The organism is Methylibium rhizosphaerae, assembly GCF_006386545.1.
GTDB lineage: Bacteria > Pseudomonadota > Gammaproteobacteria > Burkholderiales > Burkholderiaceae_C > Pseudorivibacter > Pseudorivibacter rhizosphaerae.
Genome location: NZ_SWAR01000030.1, coordinates 54,346 through 75,569, shown reverse-complemented (window position 1 = coordinate 75,569; position 21,224 = coordinate 54,346). Strand labels below are relative to the sequence as shown.

The following is a 21,224-nucleotide window of genomic DNA, read 5'->3' as shown; positions in this document are numbered from 1 at the left end:
CGAGCTGTTCGTGCAACGCTACAACGCCGACGCCACGCCTTTCCAGTGGGTTGCCACCGCCGACTCAATCCTGCAAAAGATCGAGCGGATCGCGAAACGTATTTCTGCGACAGGACACTAGGGCGTACCTGCGCGAGCCCTATGCGTTCGCAGGCGCCAACCTGCGCTGCAGGAAGTCCCCCAGCGTGCGCACGCGGGCGCTCAGGTGCGTGCCGCGTGCCAGCGCCAGCACCAGCGGGTACGGCTGCGACTGCACCTGCGGCAGCACCCGCACCAGGCGGCAGGCGGCCAGGTCGGCGGCCACGTCCAGCTGCGACTTGAGCGCGATGCCCCAGCCGTCCACCGCCCACTGGCGCGCCAGCAGGCCGTTGTCGGTGCTGCGCCGCGCGCGCATCTGCAGCGTCACCGGGCGGCCGCGGTCGAACAGCGTCCAGCGATGCCCCGGGCGGCTGGCGATTCGCATGCCCAGCATCTCGTGCGAGGCCAGGTCGTCGAGCTTGCGCGGCGTGCCGGCACGGCGCAGGTACACCGGCGAAGCCACCAGGATGGCGTGGTTGTCCTGCACCAGCGGCCGCACGATCTGCCCCGGCCCGGCGTCGCCGTAGCGGATCGCAGCATCGACCGGCTCGCGCGCGAGGTCGGCCACCCGGTCGCTCGCCGAAAGGTCCACCTGCAGCTGCGGGTGCAGCGCCATGAATTCGTCGAGCAGCGGGCGGATCACCTGGGTGCCCAGGTCCATCGGCACTCCCAGCCGCAGCAGCCCGCGCACCTGGGTGAGCGGTGCGCGCAGCTCGGCGGCCGCCTCGTCCACTGCCGCCAGCGCCGCCTGGCAGCGCTGCAGGAAGGCCTCGCCCTCGACCGTGGGCCGCAGCGCGCGGCTCGAGCGCATGAAGAGCTTCGCGCCCAGCTGCTCCTCGAGCCGGCGGATCGCGGCGGTGGCGGTGGCATTGAGCAGGCCCTGCTCGCGGGCGGCCGCTGCCACGCCGCCCAGCTCGGCCACGCGCAGCGCAAGGCGCAGGGCGCCCAGGTCCAGCCGATCGGCCGGGGCCGGCAGGTGCATCGAAGCGGTTTTCATCGACAAATCCTGTTTGTCATTGCTCGAGTGTTGCATGGCTGTTTCCGGCGCGCGCCGCGGCGCACAGTGGCGGCCATTGCCACTTCAGCTCGAAGGAGCCCTGCATGAAAGCCGTCGGCCACCTGCGCTCCCTGCCCCTCGACGACCAGCAAGCGCTGGTCGACCTCGACCTGCCCGACCCCGAACCGGGCCCTCACGACCTGCTGGTGCGGGTGCGCGCGGTCTCGGTGAACCCGGTGGACGTGAAGGTGCGTGCCGGCATGGCACCGCCCGAGGGCCAGCCTCGCGTGCTGGGCTGGGACGCCGCCGGCGAGGTGCTGGCGGTGGGCCGCGAGGTGAGCGGCTTCGTGGCCGGCGACCGTGTCTGGTACGCCGGCAACCTGCAGCGCGCGGGCAGCAATGCCGAGCGGCAGGTGGTCGATGCGCGCATCGTCAGCCGCATGCCGCGCAGCCTCGACTTCGCGGCCGCTGCGGCGCTGCCGCTCACCAGCATCACCGCCTGGGAACTGCTGTTCGACCGGCTGGGCGTGCCGCACGGCGGCGGTGCCGGCCAGCGACTGCTGGTGGTCGGCGGCGCCGGCGGCGTGGGCTCCATCCTCGTGCAGCTCGCGCGGCGCTTCACCCGGCTCGAAGTGGTGGCCACCGCGTCGCGGCCCGACACCATGGCCTGGGCGCAGGAGATGGGCGCCCACCACGTGATCGACCACCGGCAGCCGCTCGACGAAGCGCTGGCCGCGGCCGGCCTGGAAGGCGGCGTGCACCTCTGCGCCAGCCTCACGCACACCGAGGCGCACTACCCGGCGCTGGTGCGCGCGCTGCGGCCGCAGGGCCGGCTGGCGCTCATCGACGACCTGGCCGGGCCGCTGGACGTGCGACTGCTCAAGCCGAAGAGCCTGTCGCTGCACTGGGAAATGATGTTCACCCGCCCGATGTTCGGCACCGACGACATGGCCGAACAGGGTCGGCTGCTCGCCGCCGTGGCCGACGCGGTGGATGCCGGCACGCTGCGCAGCACGAAGACGCGCGAGTTCGGCGACCTCTCGGCGGCCACGCTGCGGGAAGCCCACGCCTGGGTGGAAAGCGGCCGGGCCATCGGCAAGGGGGTGTTGGAAGTCCGGTGAAGGTATTCGGCAACCGTCACGAAGGAAACTCAGCCCGCCGGGTAGTTGGCCATCGCCTCGCCGAGGCGGATGCCGCCGCCGGGCTGCCATGCGGGGTTGAAGGCGAGGCCCGAGCGCGGGTACAGCAGCACGACGGTGGAGCCGAGCAGGAAGCGGCCCATCTCTTCGCCCTTCCCGAGCACCACCGGCTTCGCGTCGTCGTAACGCCATTCGCGCACCTCGCGCACCCGCGGCGGGTTCACCACGCCGTGCCACACGGTCGCCATGCTGCCCACGATGGTGGCGCCCACCAGCACCAGCACGAAAGGCCCGCGCGGGCCTTCGAACACGCACACCACCCGCTCGTTGCGGGCGAACAGGCCCGGCACGCCGCGCGCGGTGGCCGGGTTCACCGAGAACAGCGGCCCGGGCACGTGGATCATGCGCGTGAGCCGGCCGTCGCCCGGCATGTGGATGCGGTGGTAGTCCTTCGGGCTCAGGTAGAGGGTGGCGAAGTGGCCGTTCTCGAACTGCGCGGCGAGCGTCGCGTCGCCGCCGACCAGCGCGGTGGTCGAGTAGCGGTGGCCCTTGGCCTGGAAGATCTGGTCGCGCTCGATGCTGCCGAACTGGCTGATGGCGCCGTCCACCGGGCAGATCAGGTCGGCCGCCGCCAGCGGCCGCGCGCCGGCCTTCAGCGGCCGGGTGAAGAACTCGTTGAAGGTCTTGTACTGCGCGAGGTCCGGCTCGGCCGCTTCGTCCATGTTGACGCCGTAGCGCGTGACGAAGCGGCGGATCAGCAGCGTGGTGAGCGCGCCTGCCTGGGCCGATGCGACCTTGCCCGCGAACGCCGTGAGGGCCTGCTTGGGCAGCAGGTACTGGGGCAGGACGGCAAGGCGGTCTGACACGGTGGCGGCTCGTTCGTGATGAAGCCGCCGAGTGTAGCGAGCGGCCTCGCCGCCCATGCAGGCAAACGGGCGGTGCCGCCACGCGGCAACCACCGTGCCTTGTGGCCGGCGCTCAGTCGCCGCGCACGAAGGCGTCGCGCGCCTGCCGGCCGAGGAAGGGGTGGTCGGTGAAGAAGCCGTCCATGCCCAGCTTCAGGAAGGCCTTCACCTGGCCCGCCATGTCGCCCAGGCCCGCCGGCGTCGCGCCCACGTCGAACTCGTTGGGCAGGAAGCTGTTCTCGGCGCGGAAGGTCCAGCCGTGCACCACCAGGCCGGCCGCATGCGCATCGGCCACGAAGGAGGTGGGCGTGCCCAGCGTGCCGGACGCGGTGAGCGGGATCATCACGCTGGTGTTGGCGCCCACGCCCCTCGCATACGTCGCGATCTCCGCCAGGCCGGCGGGCCTGGCGAGGTCGGCATAGGTGCGCGGGTCGCCGCCGGCGGTGAAGTCCCAGGGCCGCCCGCTCGCACTGATGAGCTGCACCAGCGGCAGCCGCGTCATGCGTGCCAGCTTGCGCAGGTTGGCCGTCTCGAACGACTGGATGAACACCGGCGCATGGCGATCGCGATAGCCGTGCCTGTGCAGCGTCTGCACCAGCGGCTCCTCGAGCGGCAGCCCGATGCCCTGGAAGTAGCTCGGATGCTTGGTCTCGGGATACACACCCACCGGCTTCCAGTGCTGCGGCTTGCCGCCCTGGGTGCGCGCCTGCTCGCGGCGACGTTCGTTCGCCTGCGCCACCAGCGCCAGCACCTCGTCCAGCGTGGGCACCTCGAACATGCCGTCGAACCGGGTGTTGGCGCTGCGCAGCGCCGGCAGCCGCTCGCGGGCGCGCAGCGTCTTCAGCTCGGCCAGCGTGAAGTCCTCGGTGAACCAGCCGGTCACGCTCGTGCCGTCGATCACCTTGGTGGTCTTGCGCGATGCGAACTCGGGGCGGTCCATCACGTCGGTGGTGGCCTCGCGCACCGAGCCGTCGCCATTGACGATGGCGATCGCATTCTCATGCCGCGCTACCAGCACGCCGTCCCTGGTGATGACGAGGTCGGGCTCGACGTAGTCCGCGCCCTGCTCGATGGCCATCCAGTAGGCGGCCAGCGTGTGTTCGGGCAGGTAGCCGCTCGCGCCGCGGTGGCCGATCACGAGCGGCAGGTCCTTCCGGTCGACCCCGTGGCCGTGTGCGGAGGCGGGGCCGGCCGCCACCAGCAAAGCCGCGGCGACCGCCACGGCGAGGGAAAGCATCTTCAGCATGCAACGCTCCTTTGTTGTCGTTCATCACCGTACGGACGCGGCGTGACCCGGCGATGACCGTGTCGCAGAATCGCGGCCAGTCGCCTCTGCCACGTCATGACAGCATCGTCCTCCTCATCGCGGCGCCTGTCGCGCGCGTGTCGGGAAACTTCCTCCCCCCTCAATTGCAGGTAGATCGCCCACCGCTCCCCAAGACTGGGGACGCAGACCACCGGGCCGTCACGTAAACCATGGAGGTGTACCCAGGGGGCTTCCGTGGCGGATCAGCAGGCAGCAGGTTTCCCGTGGACCAGCATGGTCATCGTGGCGGCATTCGTGTCGAGCACCCTGCTGGTGCCGCGCGCATTCGAGCAGCTGCGGCCGGCCGAACGTGAACGGGCGCAGCCCGAGCAACTGGCCCAGCTCGAAGTCGAGGCGCGCCTGTGGGAGGACCCCTTCATCGCGGCGCGCCGCTACGAGGCCGAGCGGGCGAGGCGCTGTGCCGACGGCGGAGCGAGCGGCAAGGCGGCCCGGCCTGCCAGCCCCTCCGGGCCGCCCGAGTGCGGCGAGCAGCTCTCCACCACCCGGCTGCGCCAATGGCACGACACCCTGCTGCGCGACGACGTGAACGGCAGCGCCGCCACCGACCACGGCGCGGCCGACACCCTGGTCGTCGCCGCAATGGCGCAAGGCCACCCGTTCGTCGGCGCCGAGGAAAACCGGCGCCGCATGCGGTATGCACTGCTGGCGGGCCTGCAGGCCAAGGGCTATGTGCCGGTGTACCCCGAACGCATGGGCCTGCTGGACCTGGCGATGGGCGCGCCGACCGTGGCCTCGGGCCGCCGGCTGCTGGTGCCCTACGAGGTGCTGGTGCCGCGGCGGCTGCAGCGCGGCGACGAGCAGCGGCAGGGCGCGAGTTATCGCAAGGTGACGGTGTTGTGGATCAACGAGACCGGCCTGCAGGCGCCGAAGCTCGATTCGCTCGGCTGGCTGCTGCACGGTGCGCTGAACGGATGGCAGGCGGACAAGCGCCCGCGGGTCGAGATCATCGGACCCTCTTCGTCGGACGCGCTGCGCACCGCCTTGAAGGACCTGCGCGACGCCGCGGACAGGCGCAAGGTGGAGCAGGCACGGCAGGCCCCGCGACCGGCGCAAGGACGCGGCGCGCAAGCCCTGAAACCCACGCCCTGGGCGCACTACGAGCTGCTGGCCGGCGCCGAGATCCTCAGCCCGTTCGCCACCGCATCGAACCGGCAGATCCACGAACTGGCGGGGCAGCGGCTCGAGGACTTCATCGGCGAGCGGCTGAACGTGTTCCGCACGCCCGTTCCGCTCGAGAGGCCTGAGACCTTCCGCCGCCTGATCGCCACCGACAACGAGGTGATCCGGCAGCTGGTCGCCGAGATCCGCGGGCGCCTGCCGCCCAAGCCGCGCCGGGTGGTGCTGGTGGCCGAACGCGATTCGCTCTACGCACAGGCGCTGGCCGCCGAACTCACCCACCAGCTGAAGGAGCAGCTTCCGTCGGTGAGCAAGGTGGAGGTTCGCTACTACTTCCGCGGCATCGACGGCGTGACCACGCGCGACACCGAACCCGAAGACAAGCCGCAGGGGCGCAAGCCGGCGGACGGCGACAAGGACCAGCAGGGCACGCCTGCGTCGAACGTGGAATGGCCCGAGGGCCGCGACCAGCTCGACTACCTGCGCCGGCTGGCCGGCTCGCTGCAGGAGAGCGAAGCGTCGGACCCGCCAGCCTCGAGAGCCCCGGATGCGCCGCGGCAGGGTCGGGCCGGACCCATCGGTGCGATCGGCATCCTCGGCAGCGACGTGCACGACAAGCTGCTCGTGCTGCAGGCGCTGCACGAGAGCTTTCCCGACAAGGTGTTCTTCACCACCGACATGGACGCGCGCTACCTGCATCCGAAGGCCCTGCCGTTCAGCCGCAACCTGCTGGTGGCCAGCAGCCTGCCGCTGCAGATGCCGGCCGACGTGCAGCGCGGCACGCCGGCGTTCCGCGACACCTACCAGACGGCCACCTACCTGGCCGCGCGGCGTGCGGGCTGCCGCGAAGAGAGCTGCAAGCGCGACGAGGAGGCCATCGCCGGCAGCGCGATCCGCGAACCGTCCGTATACGAGATCGGCCGCACGCGCGCGGTACCGCTGGCGGGCTTCGACTTCGCCACTTCGCCGGTGTCGTCCAGACACACGCGTGCGCTGGTGGCGGCGCTGTTCGTGATGCTGCTCGTGGGCGCGCTGATCGCGTGGCCGTCGACGCCGGCGCTGCGGCGCGCGCGCGACCGGGTGTTCGGCGCGCCCGCACCCGGCGCGGCGAACCCGGCGCTTCCGTTGTCGGTGGTGCTGCTCGTCGCGCTGCACCTGGCGTTGCAGGTCTATGCCATCGGCTCGGCGGCGGAGCTCACCCACCCGCGGCTGGTGGGTTTCAACACCATCATGTTCATGAGCGCGGTGACCGCCTGCGCCACGCTGGTGGGCCTGTATGCCGTGTCGCGTGCGCAGCCGAGAGCGGGCTCGCGCGCCCCCGGCGTCGGCGCCTACAACGCAGCGCTGAGTTCCCTGCTGGTGTTCGTGCTGGCCGGCGGCTTCCTGTGGATGGCCTGGCCCACGGGCAACGGCGCGGCCTGCACGGACTGCGAGCCGGTGTTCTGGTTCGAAGGCGTGAGTGCCTGGCCCTCGCACCTGATCCACGTGCTGGTGCTGCTGGCCATCGTGTGCGCGCTCGACCACGCCTGGAACGGCGCACGCCACAGTGCCGCAGACCTGTGCGGCAGCGTGTACGCGACCACCGGCGAAGGCACCTGCCTGAAGAGCAGGCGATGGCGCCGGCTGGTGAAACACTGGTTCATGCATGGCACGCTGGCCGGCTGGAGGCCACTGCTGCAGGCGTGCCCTTCATTGCCGCCGGCGCCCGGCGGCACCGCCTGCTGCAACAGCGCCGACCAGCAGCTGATGAGCCTGGACGCGGACCAGCTCGGGCAGGGCTACCTGCATCGCGCGCAGACGTCGGCCCGCGTCGTGCGGGTGCTGTTCTGGTACGTGGTCACCGTGGCGCTGATGGCGCTGCTGTTCTTCGGGCTCAGCGAAGGCTACGTGCCGGAAGTGCCGGTGCGCGGCGACGACCACCGGCGCCTGGTGGCCAACACCTTGTACGCGGTGCTGCTGCTGCTGCCGCTGCTGGTGGTGGCGGTGGCCGACGACACGATGCTGGCGTGCCGCTTCATCTGGCACCTGAGCCGCGGGCGTTCGCTGTACGACTCGCGGGCGGTGCGGCGTCACGCCCGTGTGCTCGGCAGCCAGCACGCGGCGCTCTGGATGCGCGGCCTGCGCCTGCGGCCGGCCGACCGCACCGGTGGTGACGAAAGGCCGCCGCATGCCGAAGACCGTGCCATGGACGACAAGCCGGTGAAGTACCACACCCTGCTCGACGACTGGATCGACATCCAGCTGGTGGCGCAGATCACGAAGCGGGTGGCCCCGCTCATCATCTGGCCGTTCGTGGTGCTCGCGCTGCTGATCGTCGCGCGCAGCCGGCTGTTCGACAACTGGGCGCTCACCGTGCCGATTGCACTGGGGGCGGGGGCCTACCTGATCTGGCTGGTGGTGCTGGCGGTGGCGCTCAAGCAGTCGTCCGAGCACATCCGCCAGCGGTCGCTGGCGCGCATGAAGGAGGACCTGCGCTGGCTGCAGGGCAGCACGGCCGAATGGAAGCAGCTGGCCGATCCTTTCAAGGGGCTGATCGAAGCGGTCGAGTCGCACCGCACCGGCGCCTTTGCGAACCTGTTCGACCAGCCGCTGTTCAAGGCCCTGCTGGTGCCGCTGGGCACCGCCGGCGGCGCGCACTGGATCGAATGGCTGCTGCTGGGCCGCGGCTGAACGCGCCCTCTCACACCTGCCAGTCCCAGTCCTTTGCGCCCGGCTGCCTTTCGCATTCCTCGAAACACCGCACCGAGCACTTCGCGCAGATCTCGCCGTCGAGCCGCGGCACGATGGCGGCCAGCGCGCTGCGCTTGTCGGCGAAGACATGGTCTTCGCCCAGTTCGTCGAAGAAGCCGATGCGTTGCCAGGTCTCGAGCACCTGCGGGCGCGGCCGGTGGAAGTAGAGGTCGCCGCCCATCGCGCGGCGCGCCTGCAGCTCGCGCTGCCACAGCTGGGCGCCGGGCAGGTCGATGAAGTTCATGCTCTTGCTCATCACCAGCAGATGGTGCTGCGGCTGCGGTTCGCTGCGCAGCGCAAACAGCCTGTCGGCCACGTGCGGCACGGCGCCGAAGAACACCGAACCTTCCATGCGCAGCAGCTTCAGCTGCGGGCATTCGGGCATGGCCCTCGGGTTGCCGTCCACCACCACGAAAGGCCGGTCGGCCGCGAAGCTGTCGAAGCCCATGCTGCGCATCGCCGGGCGCGCGGTGCGCGAGAGGTAGGTCACCAGCGAGGCCAGCGTGCCCAGCAGGATGGCCACCTCGAGCCGCAGCGTCAGCGTGGCCGCCAGCGTGGCCAGCGCGATGACGAAATCGGTGCGGGACAGCCGCGCCAGTTCGCGCCAGCTGGGCAGGTCGAGCAGCGACCAGGCCACCCACAGCAGCAGGGCACCGATCGCAGCCATCGGGATGAGCGCCAGCAGCGGCGCGCTCAGTGCCACCAGCGCCAGCAGCAGCACCGCCGAGAACACGGCGGCCAGCGGCGTGCGTGCGCCGGCGTCGAGGTTGGGCATCGAGCGGTTGAGCGAGCCGCACGAGACGTAGCAGCTGAACAGCCCGCCCACCATGTTGGACAGGCCCTGCCCGATGAACTCGCGGTCGGCGTCGATCAGCTGGCCCGACCTCGCGGCCACCGCCTTGGCAATGGAGATCGACTGGCCCAGGGCCACGATGGTGAGTGCGAAGGCGAGGCCCATCAGCTCGGGCACCCGCTGCAGCGGCACCTGCGGCAGGTGCAGGGCAGGCCAGGGAGAGGGCAGCAGCCCCACGGTGTGCACCCCCATGCCGGCGCGCCGCAGCCACCAGGCGGCCATGGTGGCGGCGGCCAGCGCGATCAGCATCGCCGGCCAGCGCGGCGCCACGCGGCGCAAGGCCAGCACCACCGCGAGCGCGACTGCGCCCACGCCCAGCGCCGCCGGCTGCAGCTCGGCCGCATGGCCGGCGACGTAGCCGAGCACGGCGCCGGCGCCCTGCCCGATCGGCATTGCGGCCAGTCCCAGCAGGTCCTTCAGCGCATGCACTGCGATCAGCAGGGCCGCGCCGCCCATGAAGCCGCGCAGCGCGGCCGGCGAGATGAAGTGCGCCAACCACCCCAGGCGCAGGCCGCCGATGGCCAGCTGCAGCAGCCCGACCATCAACGTGACCGCCAGCGCCAGCTCGATGTAGCCCGCGCTGCCCGGCAGCGCGAGCGGCGCCAGCATGGCCAGCAGCGCCAGCGAGTTGGCATTGGTGGGCCCGGAAACGACATGCCAGCTCGACCCGGCCATGGCCGCCACCACGCAGGGCACGATGGCGGTGTACAGGCCGTACTGCGGCGGCAGGCCGGCCAGCGCTGCGAAGGCAATGCCCTGCGGCAGCACGAGCAGCGCGCCCAGCAGACCGGCCAGTGCGTCGGCACGCAGGCAGCCGGCATCGACGCGGGTGAGCCAGGGGAAGAGTCTGGTGGCGATCCGGGAGACAGGCTTCGTCGTCGGCATTGAGCCCTGAACGATAACCGCCCGTGCTCGGGTGCCTCGCTCAGTCCACCTTCGCCCCCGAAGCCTTCACCACCGCGGCCCACTTCCTGTGTTCGGCGGCGATGAACTTCGCGAACTCGGTGCTGGTGTTGCCGCTCGGGATGGCGCCTTGCGACAGCAGCCGTTCCTTGAGGGCCGGCGTGGCCATCGCCTTGGCGGTTTCCTGCTGCACCCGGTTGACGATTTCCATCGGCGTGCCCGCCGGGGCCAGCAGGCCGAACCACGAGCTTGCGTCATAGCCCTTCACCGGGCCGGCTTCCTCGATGGTGGGCACATCGGGCAGCGCCTGCGAGCGCACGTTGCTCGTCACCGCCAGCGCGCGCAGCTTGCCGGCCCTGATGTGCGGCATGGCCGAGGGCAGGTTGTCGAACATGAGGTCCACGCTGCCCCCCATGAGGTCGATCAGCGCCGGACCCGAGCCGCGGTACGGGAAGTGCACGAGGAAGGTGCCGGTCATGGTCTTGAAGAGCTCGCCCGACAGGTGGATCGAGGTGCCGTTGCCGGAGCTCGCCATGTTGAGCTTGCCGGGGTTGGCACGCGCGTACTTCACCAGGTCCGGCACGCTGCGGATGCCCAGGGCGTCGGCCTTGGCCGGGTTGAACACCAGCACGTTGGGCACCGCGGCCACCAGCGTCACCGGCACGAAGTCCTTGAAGGGGTCGTAGGGAAGCTTGGGGTACAGCGCGGCGTTGATGCCATGGGTGCCCACCGTGCCCATGAGGAAGGTGTAGCCGTCGGGCGCGGCCTTGGCCACCTCGGCCGAGCCGATGTTGCCGCCGGCGCCCGCCTTGTTGTCCACCACCACCGGCTGGCCCAGTGCCTTCTGCAGCTCGGGCGCGAGCGCGCGGGCGAGGATGTCGGTGGTGCCCGCCGCCGGGAACGGCACCACGATGCGGATCGGCTTGGCCGGCCATGCGGCCGTTTGCGCGATGGCTGCCGCGGGCGCCAGCCATGCGGCCGCGGCGGCGCACAGCGGCAATGCGAGCAGGCGGCGGCGCAGGTCATCGGGGGCGGCAGTCGGTCGGCTTTTCATCGGCAGTCTCCTTGTCGGGTTCGTGAGGGCTGAAGCGGCTGGTGGCAGTGTGGTGTGGACAGCGCCGGCCGGCCACCGGGCATGCCCGCAGGACGTCGCGCAGGCGACAGCCGCGTTGGGCACAAACACGGATGCCGCGGCCTGCCCGCGGTGCGATGCTGCGGGCTCGTTCGTTGAGCCCGCAGCACGCGAGGAGGTTCCATGCGCCGACGCCAGGTGTTGAAGTGGATGGGGGCCGGCACCGTGGCCGGTGCCGCGCCGGCCGTGGTGCGGGCACAGGCCTGGCCCAGCCAGCCGGTGCGGCTCGTGATCGCCTTCCCGGCGGGCGGGCCGACCGACATCACCATGCGCGTGCTGGCCGAGAACGCCACCAGGCTGCTCGGCCAGCAGGTGCTGGTCGAGAACAAGCCGGGCGCCGGCGGCACGCTGCCCGCGCAGCAGCTTCAGCAGGCCAGGCCCGACGGCTACACGCTCGCGCAGATCCCGCTGGGCGTGTTCCGCCTGCCCTACACCACCCGGATCAACTGGGACCCGGTGAAGGACATCAGCTACATCATCGGCGTGACCGGCTATGCCTTCGGCCTGGTGGTGCCGGCCGACTCGCCGCTCAAGACGTGGACCCACTTCGTCGCCTGGGCCAAGGCCAACCCCGGGCAGCTCACCTACGGCTCGACCGGCGTGCTGACCAGCCCGCACCTCACGATGGAAGACATCGCGCAGCAGGCCGGGCTGCAGCTCAACCATGTGCCGTTCAAGGGCAGCGCCGACCTGATGCAGGCCATCCTGGGCGGCCACATCATGGCCGCGGCCGACTCCACCGGCTTCGCCCCGCACGTGGCCGCCGGCAAGCTGCGGGTGCTCAATACCTGGGGCGAGCAGCGCCTGCCGAAGTTTCCCGACGTGCCCACTCTCAAGGAGCTGGGCTTGCCGATCGTGCAGGCCTCGCCCTATGGCATCGGCGGGCCCAAGGGCATGGACGCGAAGCTGGTGCAGCGCATCCACGATGTCTTCAGGCAGGCCATGGAGATGCCCAACCATGTGGAGGCGCTGGCCCGGTACGACCAGCAGCTGCTGCACATGAGCCCGCAGCGCTACGCGCGCTTCGCCGAAGAGACCTTCAAGCGGGAGAAGGCGCTGGTCGACAAGCTGGGTCTCGCCAAGCCGGGCTGACGAGGTCGGGAGGGGCGCATGTCGTGGCCCCTCACCCGAAAGAGGGAGACCACGGCGGCAATGTTCCGCTTGGCAAGGCATTGCAGCGCATGCCACAGTGGCCCGTCCCGCCCCCACCGACGACCGTGAGTGTTCCTGCGCCGCCGCCAGCCCCCGCCCCGGTCGAAGACCTGGGCGTCATCATCCGCCGCCTGCAGGCCAGTTTCATTCGCACGGCCGCCGCGCACGAGGTGTTCGACGCCTTGCTGCCCGACCTGCTGCGCCTGTCCGGCAGCGCCTACGGCTTCATCGGCGAGGTGTGGCGCGACGAGCGGCAGAAGCCCTACCTGAAGATCTTCACCTTGAGCGACATCTCGTGGGACGACGCGACCCGCGAGATGGTGGCGCGCGAGCGCCGCAACGGCATCGAGTTCCGTAACCTCGACAACCTGCTCGGCAGCGCCCTCACCACCGCGGAGGTGGTGATCTCCAACGACCCGGCGAACGATGCACGCCGCGGCGGCCTGCCGCCCGGCCATCCGGGCCTGCGCAGCTTCCTCGGGGTGCCGCTGTTGCACGGCGGCGAGCTGGTGGGCGAGGTGGGGCTGGCCAACCGCGAGGGTGGTTACGACACGCAACTGGTGGAGCGCCTGCAGCCGCTGCTGGCCAGCGTGGCCGCGATCGTGAGCGCCACGTTGAGCGATCGCCAGCGGCGCCGCGCCGAAGAAGCGCTGCGGCTCAGCGAGGCGCGCTTTCGCGCGGCCTTCGAGATGGCGGCGGTGGGCATGGCCCACGTGGCCCTCGACGGCGGCCTGCGCGAGGTGAACCAGCGCTTCTGCGAGATCCTCGGACGCACGCGCGACGAGGTGCAAAGCCTCAGGTTTTCCGATGTGACCCACCCCGACGACGTGGCTGAAGGCCTCGCACAGCGCGACGCGCTGCTGTCGGGGCGCATGAGCGATATCCACACCCAGAAGCGCTATCTGCGGCCCGACGGCAGCATCGTGTGGGTCAACCTGACCGTCGCGCTGGTGCGCGACGGCGCCGGGGCGCCGCTGCACTTCATCTCGGTGATCGAGGACATCAGCGAGCAGAAGCAGGCCGAAAGCGTGCTGCGCGACCGCGATGAGCTGCTGCACAAGCTCACGCGGCAGGTGCCCGGTCTGGTCTACCAGTTCCGGCTGCTGCCCGGCGGGCAGCGGCTGATGCCCTATGCCAGCAACGGGCTGCGCGAGCTGTTCGAGCTGGAGCCCGACGCGGTGCGCGACGACGCCTCGATGCTGTTCGAGCGCATCCACCCGGGCGACCTGCCGGCCATCGAGGCTTCGATGCGCCACGGCGTGGCCAGCCTCGCGCCCACCCGCAGCGAGTTCCGGGTGGTGCTGCCCCGCCGCGGCCAGCGCTGGCTCGCCGGCGAGGCAGCGCCTGAAGCACTGGCCGACGGCAGCGTGCTGTGGACCGGCTACCTGATGGACGTGACCGACCGCCGCCGCTACGAGGAGGCCCTGGTGCTGGCCGAGGCCGCCGAGCGCGCCAACCGGGCCAAGACGGAATTCCTGTCGCGCATGAGCCACGAGCTGCGCACGCCGCTCAACGCGGTGCTCGGCTTCGCCCAGCTGCTGCGGGTGGATGCGAACCAGCCGCTGTCGGCGGCCCAGCGCGCCAAGGTCGAGCACATCGAACGTGCCGGCGCCCACCTGCTGGCCATGATCGCCGACGTGCTGGACCTGTCGCGCATCGAGGCCGGCGGCCTGCCGCTGTCGCTCGAGGCGCTGCGCGTGGCGCAGGTGATCGACGATGCGTTGGCTCTGATGGCGCACGATGCGCAGCATGCCGGCGTCTCGCTCGACCATGAGGCGCCGGATGTGCGTCTGCATGTGCGCGGCGACCACGTGCGGCTGCGCCAGGTGCTGACCAACCTGCTGTCCAACGCCATCAAGTACAACCGCGCCGGCGGCAGCGTGAGGGTGCACGCCGGCGTGGAGGCCGGCCGGGCGGGCGGGCCGCCGCTGGTGGCCATCAGCGTGCGGGACACCGGGCCGGGCCTGTCCGCCGAGCAGCGGATGCGGCTGTACGAGCCTTTCAACCGGCTCGGGGCTGAACGCTCCGGCATCGAAGGCACCGGCATCGGCCTCGTCATCACGCGCAAGCTGGTCGAGCTGATGGGCGGCCTCATCGACGTGGACAGCGAGCCGGGCAGCGGCTCCTGCTTCACCGTGCGCCTGCCGTTGACCCAGCCGCCGTCCGCCGTCGCCGCGCTGCCCGGCATGGCCAAGGACGCCGGCGACGGCGCGTCGTGCAAGGTCCTGTATGCCGAGGACAACGAGGTCAACGTCGAGCTGGTGCGCCAGGTGATGGGCCTGCGGCCGCAATGGCAGCTGGTGGTGGCGCGCAACGGTGCCGAGGCCATCGAGCTGGCACGCTGCGAACGGCCGAACCTGCTGCTGCTGGACATGCACCTGGGCGACATGAGCGGCTTCGACGTGCTGCAGGCGCTGGAGGCCGACCCGGCGCTGGCCGCCATGCCGCGCGTGGCGCTGTCGGCCGATGCGATGCCCGAGCAGATCCGAGCCGCGCGGCTGCACGGCGTGTCGACCTACCTCACCAAGCCGCTGGACGTGATGGCGCTGCTGCGCTGTCTGGACGACCACCTGGCAGGGGCGCTGCCCGGCAAGGGCGGCCCGGGCGTGCCGGGGTAGGACCTATTCGAGCACCACCCGCCCGTCCCGGCAGGCGTGGTCGAAGCCGGCTTCCACCGCGGCCAGTTCGGCGTCGCCGTGCACGTTCAGCGCCACGATGCCGCAGGCGCGGCCGCGGCCGCGACGCTTGGCCGCGTACAGCGCCAGGTCGGTAAGGTTCGCCGCCCGCTCCCAGGACATCGGCTGCGCCAGCGGCGGCAGCGGAAAGGCCGCATAGCCCACCGACACTCCGATGGGCAGGGTGAGTTCGCCCAGCACCAGCGGTTCGGCGCTCATGGCCTCGAGCACGCGCTCGGCCAGCGCGCGCACCTGGGCGGGCGGCAGCGCCGGCGCGAACAGCAGGAACTCCTCGCCGCCCCAGCGCACGACGAGGTCGCTGCGGCCGCGAACCACCTGCGACAGCCGCCGCGCCACTTCGACGAGGATCCGGTCGCCCACCGCATGTCCATGGCGGTCGTTGATCTGCTTGAAGCGGTCGACGTCGAGCATCAGCAGCGCCCCTTCGAAGGCGGCTTGCGGCCCGGCGAGTCCCCGCGCCTGCAACTGCTCGAGCAGGTGGCGCCGGTTGGCCAGCCCGGTGAGCGGGTCGCGTTCGCTCTGTGTCCTGAGCAGCGTTTCGCTGGCCGCCAGCGAGCGATGGGCCACCCGCTGGCGCCGGTACAGCAGCATGGCCAGCCCGAGCGCCAGCGCCATCAGTGCGGCAGCCACCCCGAGGGTGCGTTGCAGCAGTTCGCGCGATTCGCGGGTGGCGGCCTTGAGGGCGTTCTCGCGGTTGAGCAGCTCGATCTCGCGGCGCTGGTGCTGGCCCCGGTAGAGCTGTTCCAGTTCCTGCCCGGCCGCCTCCAGCTCGCGCTGCTGCAGCTTCGTGCGCATCTCGCGCTCGCGGTGGTACACGGCCACGGCACCGCGCGAGTCACCGGCTTCGCGCAGGGCCACGTCGAGCTGGCGCAGCCAGCTGGCGGCGTCGTGCTCGAGCACCCGCTGCCGCCGGCGCGGCGCCTCCCAGACCGCGCTTTCCACGTGGGCACGGCCGGCGCCCGGCCGACCGAGCTTCACCAGCTCGAGGCCGGCGGCGGCGCGCACCGGCGGCTGCCAGGGCTCGGCCGGCACTGCCTGTGCCAGCTGCAGGGCCGCCCGCACTGCCGCGGCTGCTTCGCCGGGGTCGGTGGTGCGTTGCAACCGGGCCAGCTGCAGCAGCGCCTGGGCCTGCAGCATCGGCGCCTGGATGCGGACCGCGAGGGCCAGCGCCTCGTCGGCGGCGCGCCGCGCCGCCTCGAGTTCGCCGGTCCGCAGTGCCAGGCGCGAGGCGCCCAGCCACAGCGAGGCCTGGGCCAGCGGGTCGTCCTGCGACTCGATGAGGGGCAGTGCCGCGGCGCCGGCGGTCCGCGCGGCCGCCTGCTGGCCATGGTCGGCCAGCAGGCGGGCCCGTTCCTGCAACGCGAGCGCCTGGCGCCAGCGGGCGCCCGCTCGCTGGGCCAGCTGGCTGGCCGCCTGCAGCTGCTGCAGCGCCTGCGGCAGCTTGCCGGGCAGGCGGGCCAGCAGCCGGGCCTGCAGGCGCAGCACGTCGCAATGCAGCTCGGCGAGCGCAGGGTCGTCGTCTCCCCTGGCAGCGGCCTCGACCGCGCTGAGCGCAAGGCCGAGCCGGGTGCCGGCCTGCTCGCGCTGGTCGGTGGCCAGCAGGCGCAGCGCCAGCAACATCTCGCCCGCCGCACGCAGCAGCGGGTCGTCATGGCCCGCCAGCGAAGCCAGCAGGGTCTGCAGCTGCGGCGGCCCGGCCTGGTCCTCGAACAGCACCTGGCCCAGGCTCCACGCCGCCAGGGCCCGTTCGGCACGGCTGCCTTGCGCGAGGCGCCGCTCCAGCGCCGTGACGGCGGCATCGGGCCGCACCCATGACTGGCGCAGCGCAGCATTGATCTCGTGCACCGGCTCGGAAGCGCTGCACGGCAGGCTGGCGCCGGCGAGCAGCAGCAGCGACAGCACGAGCGCGCCTGCGTGTTTCATGTCGGCCCGGCGATCTCGGCCAGCACCAGCTCGCCTCGCCGCTCGGCATCGTCGAGGGCGGTCTCTGCCCGTGCGAGCCCGGCCGCGCCTGGCAGCCGCAGTGCCTTCAGGCCGCAGGCGCGGTTGCGGCCGCGCGCCTTGGCGGCGTACATCAACCCGTCGACCAGGCGCAGCGCCCTTTCCCACGGCACGGCCAGGCGCTCGCCCTCGGCGGGCGGCGGGAAGCTGGCGAAGCCGATCGAGGCAGTGAGGCGCAGGGTGTGGGAGGCCAGCACCACCGGCGTGTCGCCCAGCCGGTGCAGCAGGCGTTCGGCCAGCTGCTCGGCCTGTTCGGGCTGCAGGGCGGGCTGCACCGCGATGAGGAACTCCTCGCCGCCCCAGCGCGCCAGCTGGTCGCCTTCGCGCAGCGTGTCGTGCAGCCGGCGGCCGGCTTCCACCAGCACCGCGTCGCCGGCGGCGTGGCCGGCGGTGTCGTTGATGCGCTTGAAGTGATCGAGGTCGATCAGCATCAGCGTGCCTTCGAACGACGCGCCGGCCTGCCGCTGCAACACCTCGTGGGCGAAGCGGCGGTTGGCCAGGCCGGTCAGCGGGTCGCAGCCGGCCTGCTGGCGCAGGCGGGCGTTGGAGTCCATCAGGCGGCGGTTGGCATGCCGCAGCCGCCGCGCCAGCACGATCACCAGCGTCAGCGCCAGCCCGCAGGCCAGCGCCACCGCGGCCCACAGCCAACGGTGGCGCACCTGGGCCTGCAGCTGCGCGTCGTGCAGCTGGCCCTCCCGCTGCAGCAGCGCCAGCTCGCGGGCGCGGCGTTCGTTGTCGAAGCGTTCCTGCATTTCGAGCAGGGCGCGCTGGCGGCTGGTCTGCGCCATCGCATCCTGCAGCTCGCGCAGGCGGTGGTAGGCGTCGATCGCGCCGGCCCAGTCGCCGGCACGCTCCAGGGCGGCGCCCATCTCGTCGAGCACCTCGGCCTCCTCGGCCCGTGCGCCGGCATTGCGCTCGATCGACAGCGCCCGTTCGATGTGTGCACGCCCGGCTTCGAGCCGCTTCAGCCCGATCTCGGCCAGGCCCAGGTTGGTGAGCGCCAGTGACTCAGACGGGGTGTCCTTCAGCTCGCGGGCGATCACCAGCGCCTGCGCGGCATGGCGGCGCGCCGTCTCGTACTCCCCACGCGCCAGGTAGGAGTCGGCCAGGTTGCCCAGCATCAGCCCCTCCTGGCTGCGCCAGCCGGCCCGGCGTGCCAGCTGCAACGCGTCCAGCGTGGCCTCGCGCTCGCCGCGTGCATCGTTGCGGCGCGCCAGCACCATGGCTTCGACCTGCCGTGCCGACGATCGCTCCGCATCGGTGGGGGCCAGCGCGACCGCCTCGCGGCTGAGGTCGTGCGCACGCTGCAGTTGGCCGCCGCGCAGCAGCACGTAGGCCAGCTGGCTGCGCGCGCGCGAGCGCAGCAGCGCCACGCCGCTGCCGTCGGCCACCCGGATGGCCTGATGCGCCGACGCCAGCGCCTGCTCGATGCGGCCGCGGCCGGTCTGGATCTCCGTGAGCTGGTACAGCACGCGAAAGCGCCCCTGCAGCGGTGCATCGGCCGGAAGCAGCGCGAGCGCCTGCGCGAGCTGCGGCTCGGCGCGCGAGAGGTCGCCGCTGAAGTAGTCGAGCCCCGCGTGCACCACCAGCGCTGCGGCACGTGCTGCAGCGCCGCCCAGGGCCTCCAGCTGTTCCACCACGCCGTGCACCTGCGCGGCCTCGCGGCGTGCTCCGTGGATCAGCCCGAGCACCGTGAGCAGTTCGACACGCTCCGGGCCGCCTGCGGGCGCCAGCGGCAGCAGCCGCTGCAACCGGGCGACGGCCTGTTCCGGGTCGACGCGGCCTTGCTGCTCGAGTTCGTGCACCACCGCCAGCGTGGGGCCGGATGCGGGCGGCGCCGGCGGCTGCGGCTGCCGTGCCGCGGCAGCGGCCGGCAGCAGCAGCGCGGCGGCGATGAGGGAGGTCGCCGCCAGCCGCCGCAGCGCGACGGCCGGCGTGTGCACGAGCGGGTTCATCACGGTGGTTTCGGCCGGATGACCGGCCGACTTGAGCGCAGGCTGACTTAGGTGCGCCGCTTCAGCAAGGCATGCAGCAGGATGGCGCCGAAGGTGGCGGTGCCGATGCCGCCGAGCGCGAAATCGCCGAGCCTCAGCGTGTAGTCGCCGGTGCCCAGGATCAGCGTGACCGCCGCGACGATGAGGTTGGTGTTGTCCGAGAAGTCGACCCGGTTGTCGACCCAGATCTTCGCGCCGGCCACCGCGATGAGGCCGAACACCACGATCGACACGCCGCCCATCACCGCCAGCGGCACGGTCTGGATGAGCGCGCCGAACTTGGGCGAGAAGCCGAGCACGACGGCGATGAGCGCCGCCACCACGAACATGGCGGTCGAGTAGATCTTGGTGGCAGCCATCACGCCGATGTTTTCGGCATAGGTGGTGACGCCGGTGCCGCCCGAGGCGCCCGACACCATGGTGGCGATGCCGTCTCCGATGAAGGCTCGGCCCATGTAGGGGTTGAGGTCGCGGCCGGTCATGGCGCTCACGGCCTTGATGTGCCCCAGGTTCTCGGCGACCAGGATCACCGCCACCGGCGCGATCAGCAGCATCGCCTTCGCGTCGAACACGGGCGCCGCGAAGCGCGGCAGCCCGAACCAGGGCGCATTGGCCAGCGCGGTGAAGTCGAGCGGCTTGCCGAGCCCGAGGCCGTTGGTCAGCACCGCATAGATGACGCTGGCGATGATGAGGCCCACCAGGATGAGCAGCCGCTGCACCATGCCGCGGGTGAACACCGCCACCGCGCCGACGCTCACGAAGGTGATGGCCTGCATCCAGGCGTCGAACGGCGTGGGCGCCATGTTCTTGATCGGCACGCCCGCCAGGTTGAGGCCGATGACGGCCACCACCGCGCCGGTCACCACCGGCGGCATCAGCCGTTCGATCCAGTGCACCGCGGCGCCTGTTTCGACCTCCTCGACCTCCATGCCCTGGATGGGGGCCGACTTGCGGTGCCGCTCGTTGGTGAACCACACCACCAGGCCGATCACCGTGTAGACCACGCCGCAGGCGATGATGCCGCCCAGCGCCACGCCGATGTTGGCGTTGGGGCCGCCCTGGCCGGCATAGCCGGTGGCCGCGATCACCACGCCGATGAAGGCGAAGCTCGAGCCCAGGTAGCTGGGCACCTGGCCGCCGACGATGAAGAAGAAGATCAGCGTGCCGATGCCCGACATCAGGATCGCCACGTTCGGGTCGAAGCCCATCAGGATCGGCGCCAGCACCGTGGCGCCGAACATCGCGATCACGTGCTGCACGCCCATGGCCGCGGTCTGCGGCCATGGCAGGCGTTCATCGGGCGCGACGACTCCCTCGGTCTTTTCGCGCCATTGCGGGAACAGGCTCATGGTTTCTCCTTCGTTTTGTCTGCGCGCTGCGCTCGTGGCGCGGCGGCCGCCAGTGTAGGGAGGCCCACAAACGACGTCACCGGGGCAGGCCCGGTGTCGACAAGGGAGAGAAGAAGATGGGTGGAGCAAAAAAAGAAGGGGAGCGGGACGGGATGTCGAGGGCTCGCTCTCTCCTACCCCGACGCGCCCGCTCCCCCTGGACGTCAACCGGTCCGCAAACCTTTGCCGATGCCGCCGCCCAGCGGCAGGGCCCTCTGGCCCGGCGCGCCGCGCGATTGCAGCACCTTGAATTGACGTGGCGCCGCCCCGGAGGGGAGCGCAACCCGAAGCACCGGCGGCCGCGCAGCCTGATCTTCTACGCTCAGTGCCGCCAGTTGTGAATCGGTGTGTTTGGTATCAGACATGGTGGAGCCCCTCCCCCCTTGTCATCTCGTTGATCAGGCCTGCAGCCGGCTGGCTGCGAATTCGGACAGGCCGAACACCGGCATCGCCGCGGTGCCGCGCGGCATCAGGTGGTCGGCCGCGCGCGCCAGCCAGGCACCCAGGCCCTGGCGAGCCGCACCCTTGGTCGAGCGGTCGCCGCGCTCACCACCGCGCGCCAGGCTCGGGACGCCTTGCGCACCGTGCGGCGTGAGCCGCAGCAGGGACGAAGCGCCGCCACGGCAGCTCGGGGCTGCGGGGCGAAGGCGAGCGGGTTTCGGCGGGGTGGGCATGGGCGGGTGGCGGCTGGAACTCGGTTGGCATTCGCCATGCGCTTTCCATGCCAGCCCGCTTTACCGGTATCCACCGGCGGTTTTGCCGGTTGCGACGCTTCCAAACGACAGGTCGCGTGCGGCACAACGCCAATTCACG

Annotated in this window: 14 protein-coding genes; 4 read left to right on the top strand and 10 right to left on the bottom strand. The window is 71.5% G+C overall.

All coding sequences use genetic code 11. The features are described 5' to 3' along the window. Positions 1 to 139: 139 nt before the first annotated feature. Complete coding sequence (locus tag E8D38_RS20065) at positions 140 to 1,075, bottom strand: LysR family transcriptional regulator (protein ID WP_140634850.1); 936 nt, start codon at positions 1,073 to 1,075, stop codon at positions 140 to 142. Between the two features lie 104 nt (positions 1,076 to 1,179). Here E8D38_RS20065 and E8D38_RS20060 point away from each other — a divergent pair, with 104 nt between their 5' ends. Next, positions 1,180 to 2,196: a zinc-binding alcohol dehydrogenase family protein gene (locus E8D38_RS20060; RefSeq protein WP_140634848.1), complete on the top strand. Its 1,017-nt coding sequence runs from the start codon at positions 1,180 to 1,182 to the stop codon at positions 2,194 to 2,196. Positions 2,197 to 2,225: 29 nt separating this feature from the next. On the opposite strand, the gene asd is transcribed toward E8D38_RS20060, so the two are convergent. Beyond that, positions 2,226 to 3,080: an archaetidylserine decarboxylase gene (gene asd, locus E8D38_RS20055; RefSeq protein WP_140634845.1), complete on the bottom strand. Its 855-nt coding sequence runs from the start codon at positions 3,078 to 3,080 to the stop codon at positions 2,226 to 2,228. Positions 3,081 to 3,192: 112 nt separating this feature from the next. Further along, positions 3,193 to 4,365: a glycerophosphodiester phosphodiesterase gene (locus E8D38_RS20050; RefSeq protein ID WP_140634843.1), complete on the bottom strand. Its 1,173-nt coding sequence runs from the start codon at positions 4,363 to 4,365 to the stop codon at positions 3,193 to 3,195. 255 nt (positions 4,366 to 4,620) lie between these two features. Between E8D38_RS20050 and E8D38_RS20045 the strand changes: the two genes are divergently transcribed. Continuing rightward, entirely contained in the window at positions 4,621 to 8,232 is a 3,612-nt protein-coding gene (locus tag E8D38_RS20045) for a hypothetical protein (protein WP_140634841.1), read from the top strand. Positions 8,233 to 8,242: 10 nt separating this feature from the next. On the opposite strand, the gene E8D38_RS20040 is transcribed toward E8D38_RS20045, so the two are convergent. After that, positions 8,243 to 10,030, bottom strand: a complete 1,788-nt coding sequence (locus tag E8D38_RS20040; protein WP_140634839.1) for a SulP family inorganic anion transporter — start codon at positions 10,028 to 10,030, stop codon at positions 8,243 to 8,245. 40 nt (positions 10,031 to 10,070) lie between these two features. Beyond that, positions 10,071 to 11,102, bottom strand: coding sequence for a tripartite tricarboxylate transporter substrate binding protein (locus tag E8D38_RS20035; RefSeq protein WP_140634837.1), 1,032 nt, complete (start codon positions 11,100 to 11,102; stop codon positions 10,071 to 10,073). 201 nt (positions 11,103 to 11,303) lie between these two features. On the opposite strand from E8D38_RS20035, the gene E8D38_RS20030 reads away from it, so the two are divergent. Next, positions 11,304 to 12,272, top strand: a complete 969-nt coding sequence (locus E8D38_RS20030; RefSeq protein ID WP_140634834.1) for a Bug family tripartite tricarboxylate transporter substrate binding protein — start codon at positions 11,304 to 11,306, stop codon at positions 12,270 to 12,272. A gap of 125 nt (positions 12,273 to 12,397) precedes the next feature. Further along, a complete protein-coding gene (locus tag E8D38_RS20025; RefSeq protein ID WP_181179288.1) occupies positions 12,398 to 14,950 on the top strand; it encodes a PAS domain S-box protein in 2,553 nt (850 codons plus the stop codon). A gap of 3 nt (positions 14,951 to 14,953) precedes the next feature. Here the strand turns inward: E8D38_RS20025 and E8D38_RS20020 are convergent, their stop codons facing one another. The 5 genes from E8D38_RS20020 to E8D38_RS20000 form a co-directional block, all read right to left on the bottom strand. Continuing rightward, the gene (locus tag E8D38_RS20020) at positions 14,954 to 16,951 is read right to left on the bottom strand and encodes a GGDEF domain-containing protein (protein ID WP_140634830.1); all 1,998 of its coding nucleotides are present in this window, start codon (positions 16,949 to 16,951) and stop codon (positions 14,954 to 14,956) included. Further along, the gene (locus E8D38_RS20015; protein ID WP_140634828.1) at positions 16,948 to 18,984 is read right to left on the bottom strand and encodes a diguanylate cyclase domain-containing protein; all 2,037 of its coding nucleotides are present in this window, start codon (positions 18,982 to 18,984) and stop codon (positions 16,948 to 16,950) included. Before E8D38_RS20015 ends, E8D38_RS20020 begins: the two co-directional genes overlap by 4 nt. Before the next feature lie 47 nt (positions 18,985 to 19,031). Further along, positions 19,032 to 20,372, bottom strand: a complete 1,341-nt coding sequence (locus tag E8D38_RS20010; protein WP_140634826.1) for a solute carrier family 23 protein — start codon at positions 20,370 to 20,372, stop codon at positions 19,032 to 19,034. A gap of 203 nt (positions 20,373 to 20,575) precedes the next feature. Next, entirely contained in the window at positions 20,576 to 20,776 is a 201-nt protein-coding gene (locus E8D38_RS20005) for a hypothetical protein (protein ID WP_140634824.1), read from the bottom strand. A gap of 33 nt (positions 20,777 to 20,809) precedes the next feature. Continuing rightward, positions 20,810 to 21,085: a hypothetical protein gene (locus E8D38_RS20000; RefSeq protein ID WP_140634822.1), complete on the bottom strand. Its 276-nt coding sequence runs from the start codon at positions 21,083 to 21,085 to the stop codon at positions 20,810 to 20,812. Positions 21,086 to 21,224: the final 139 nt, after the last annotated feature.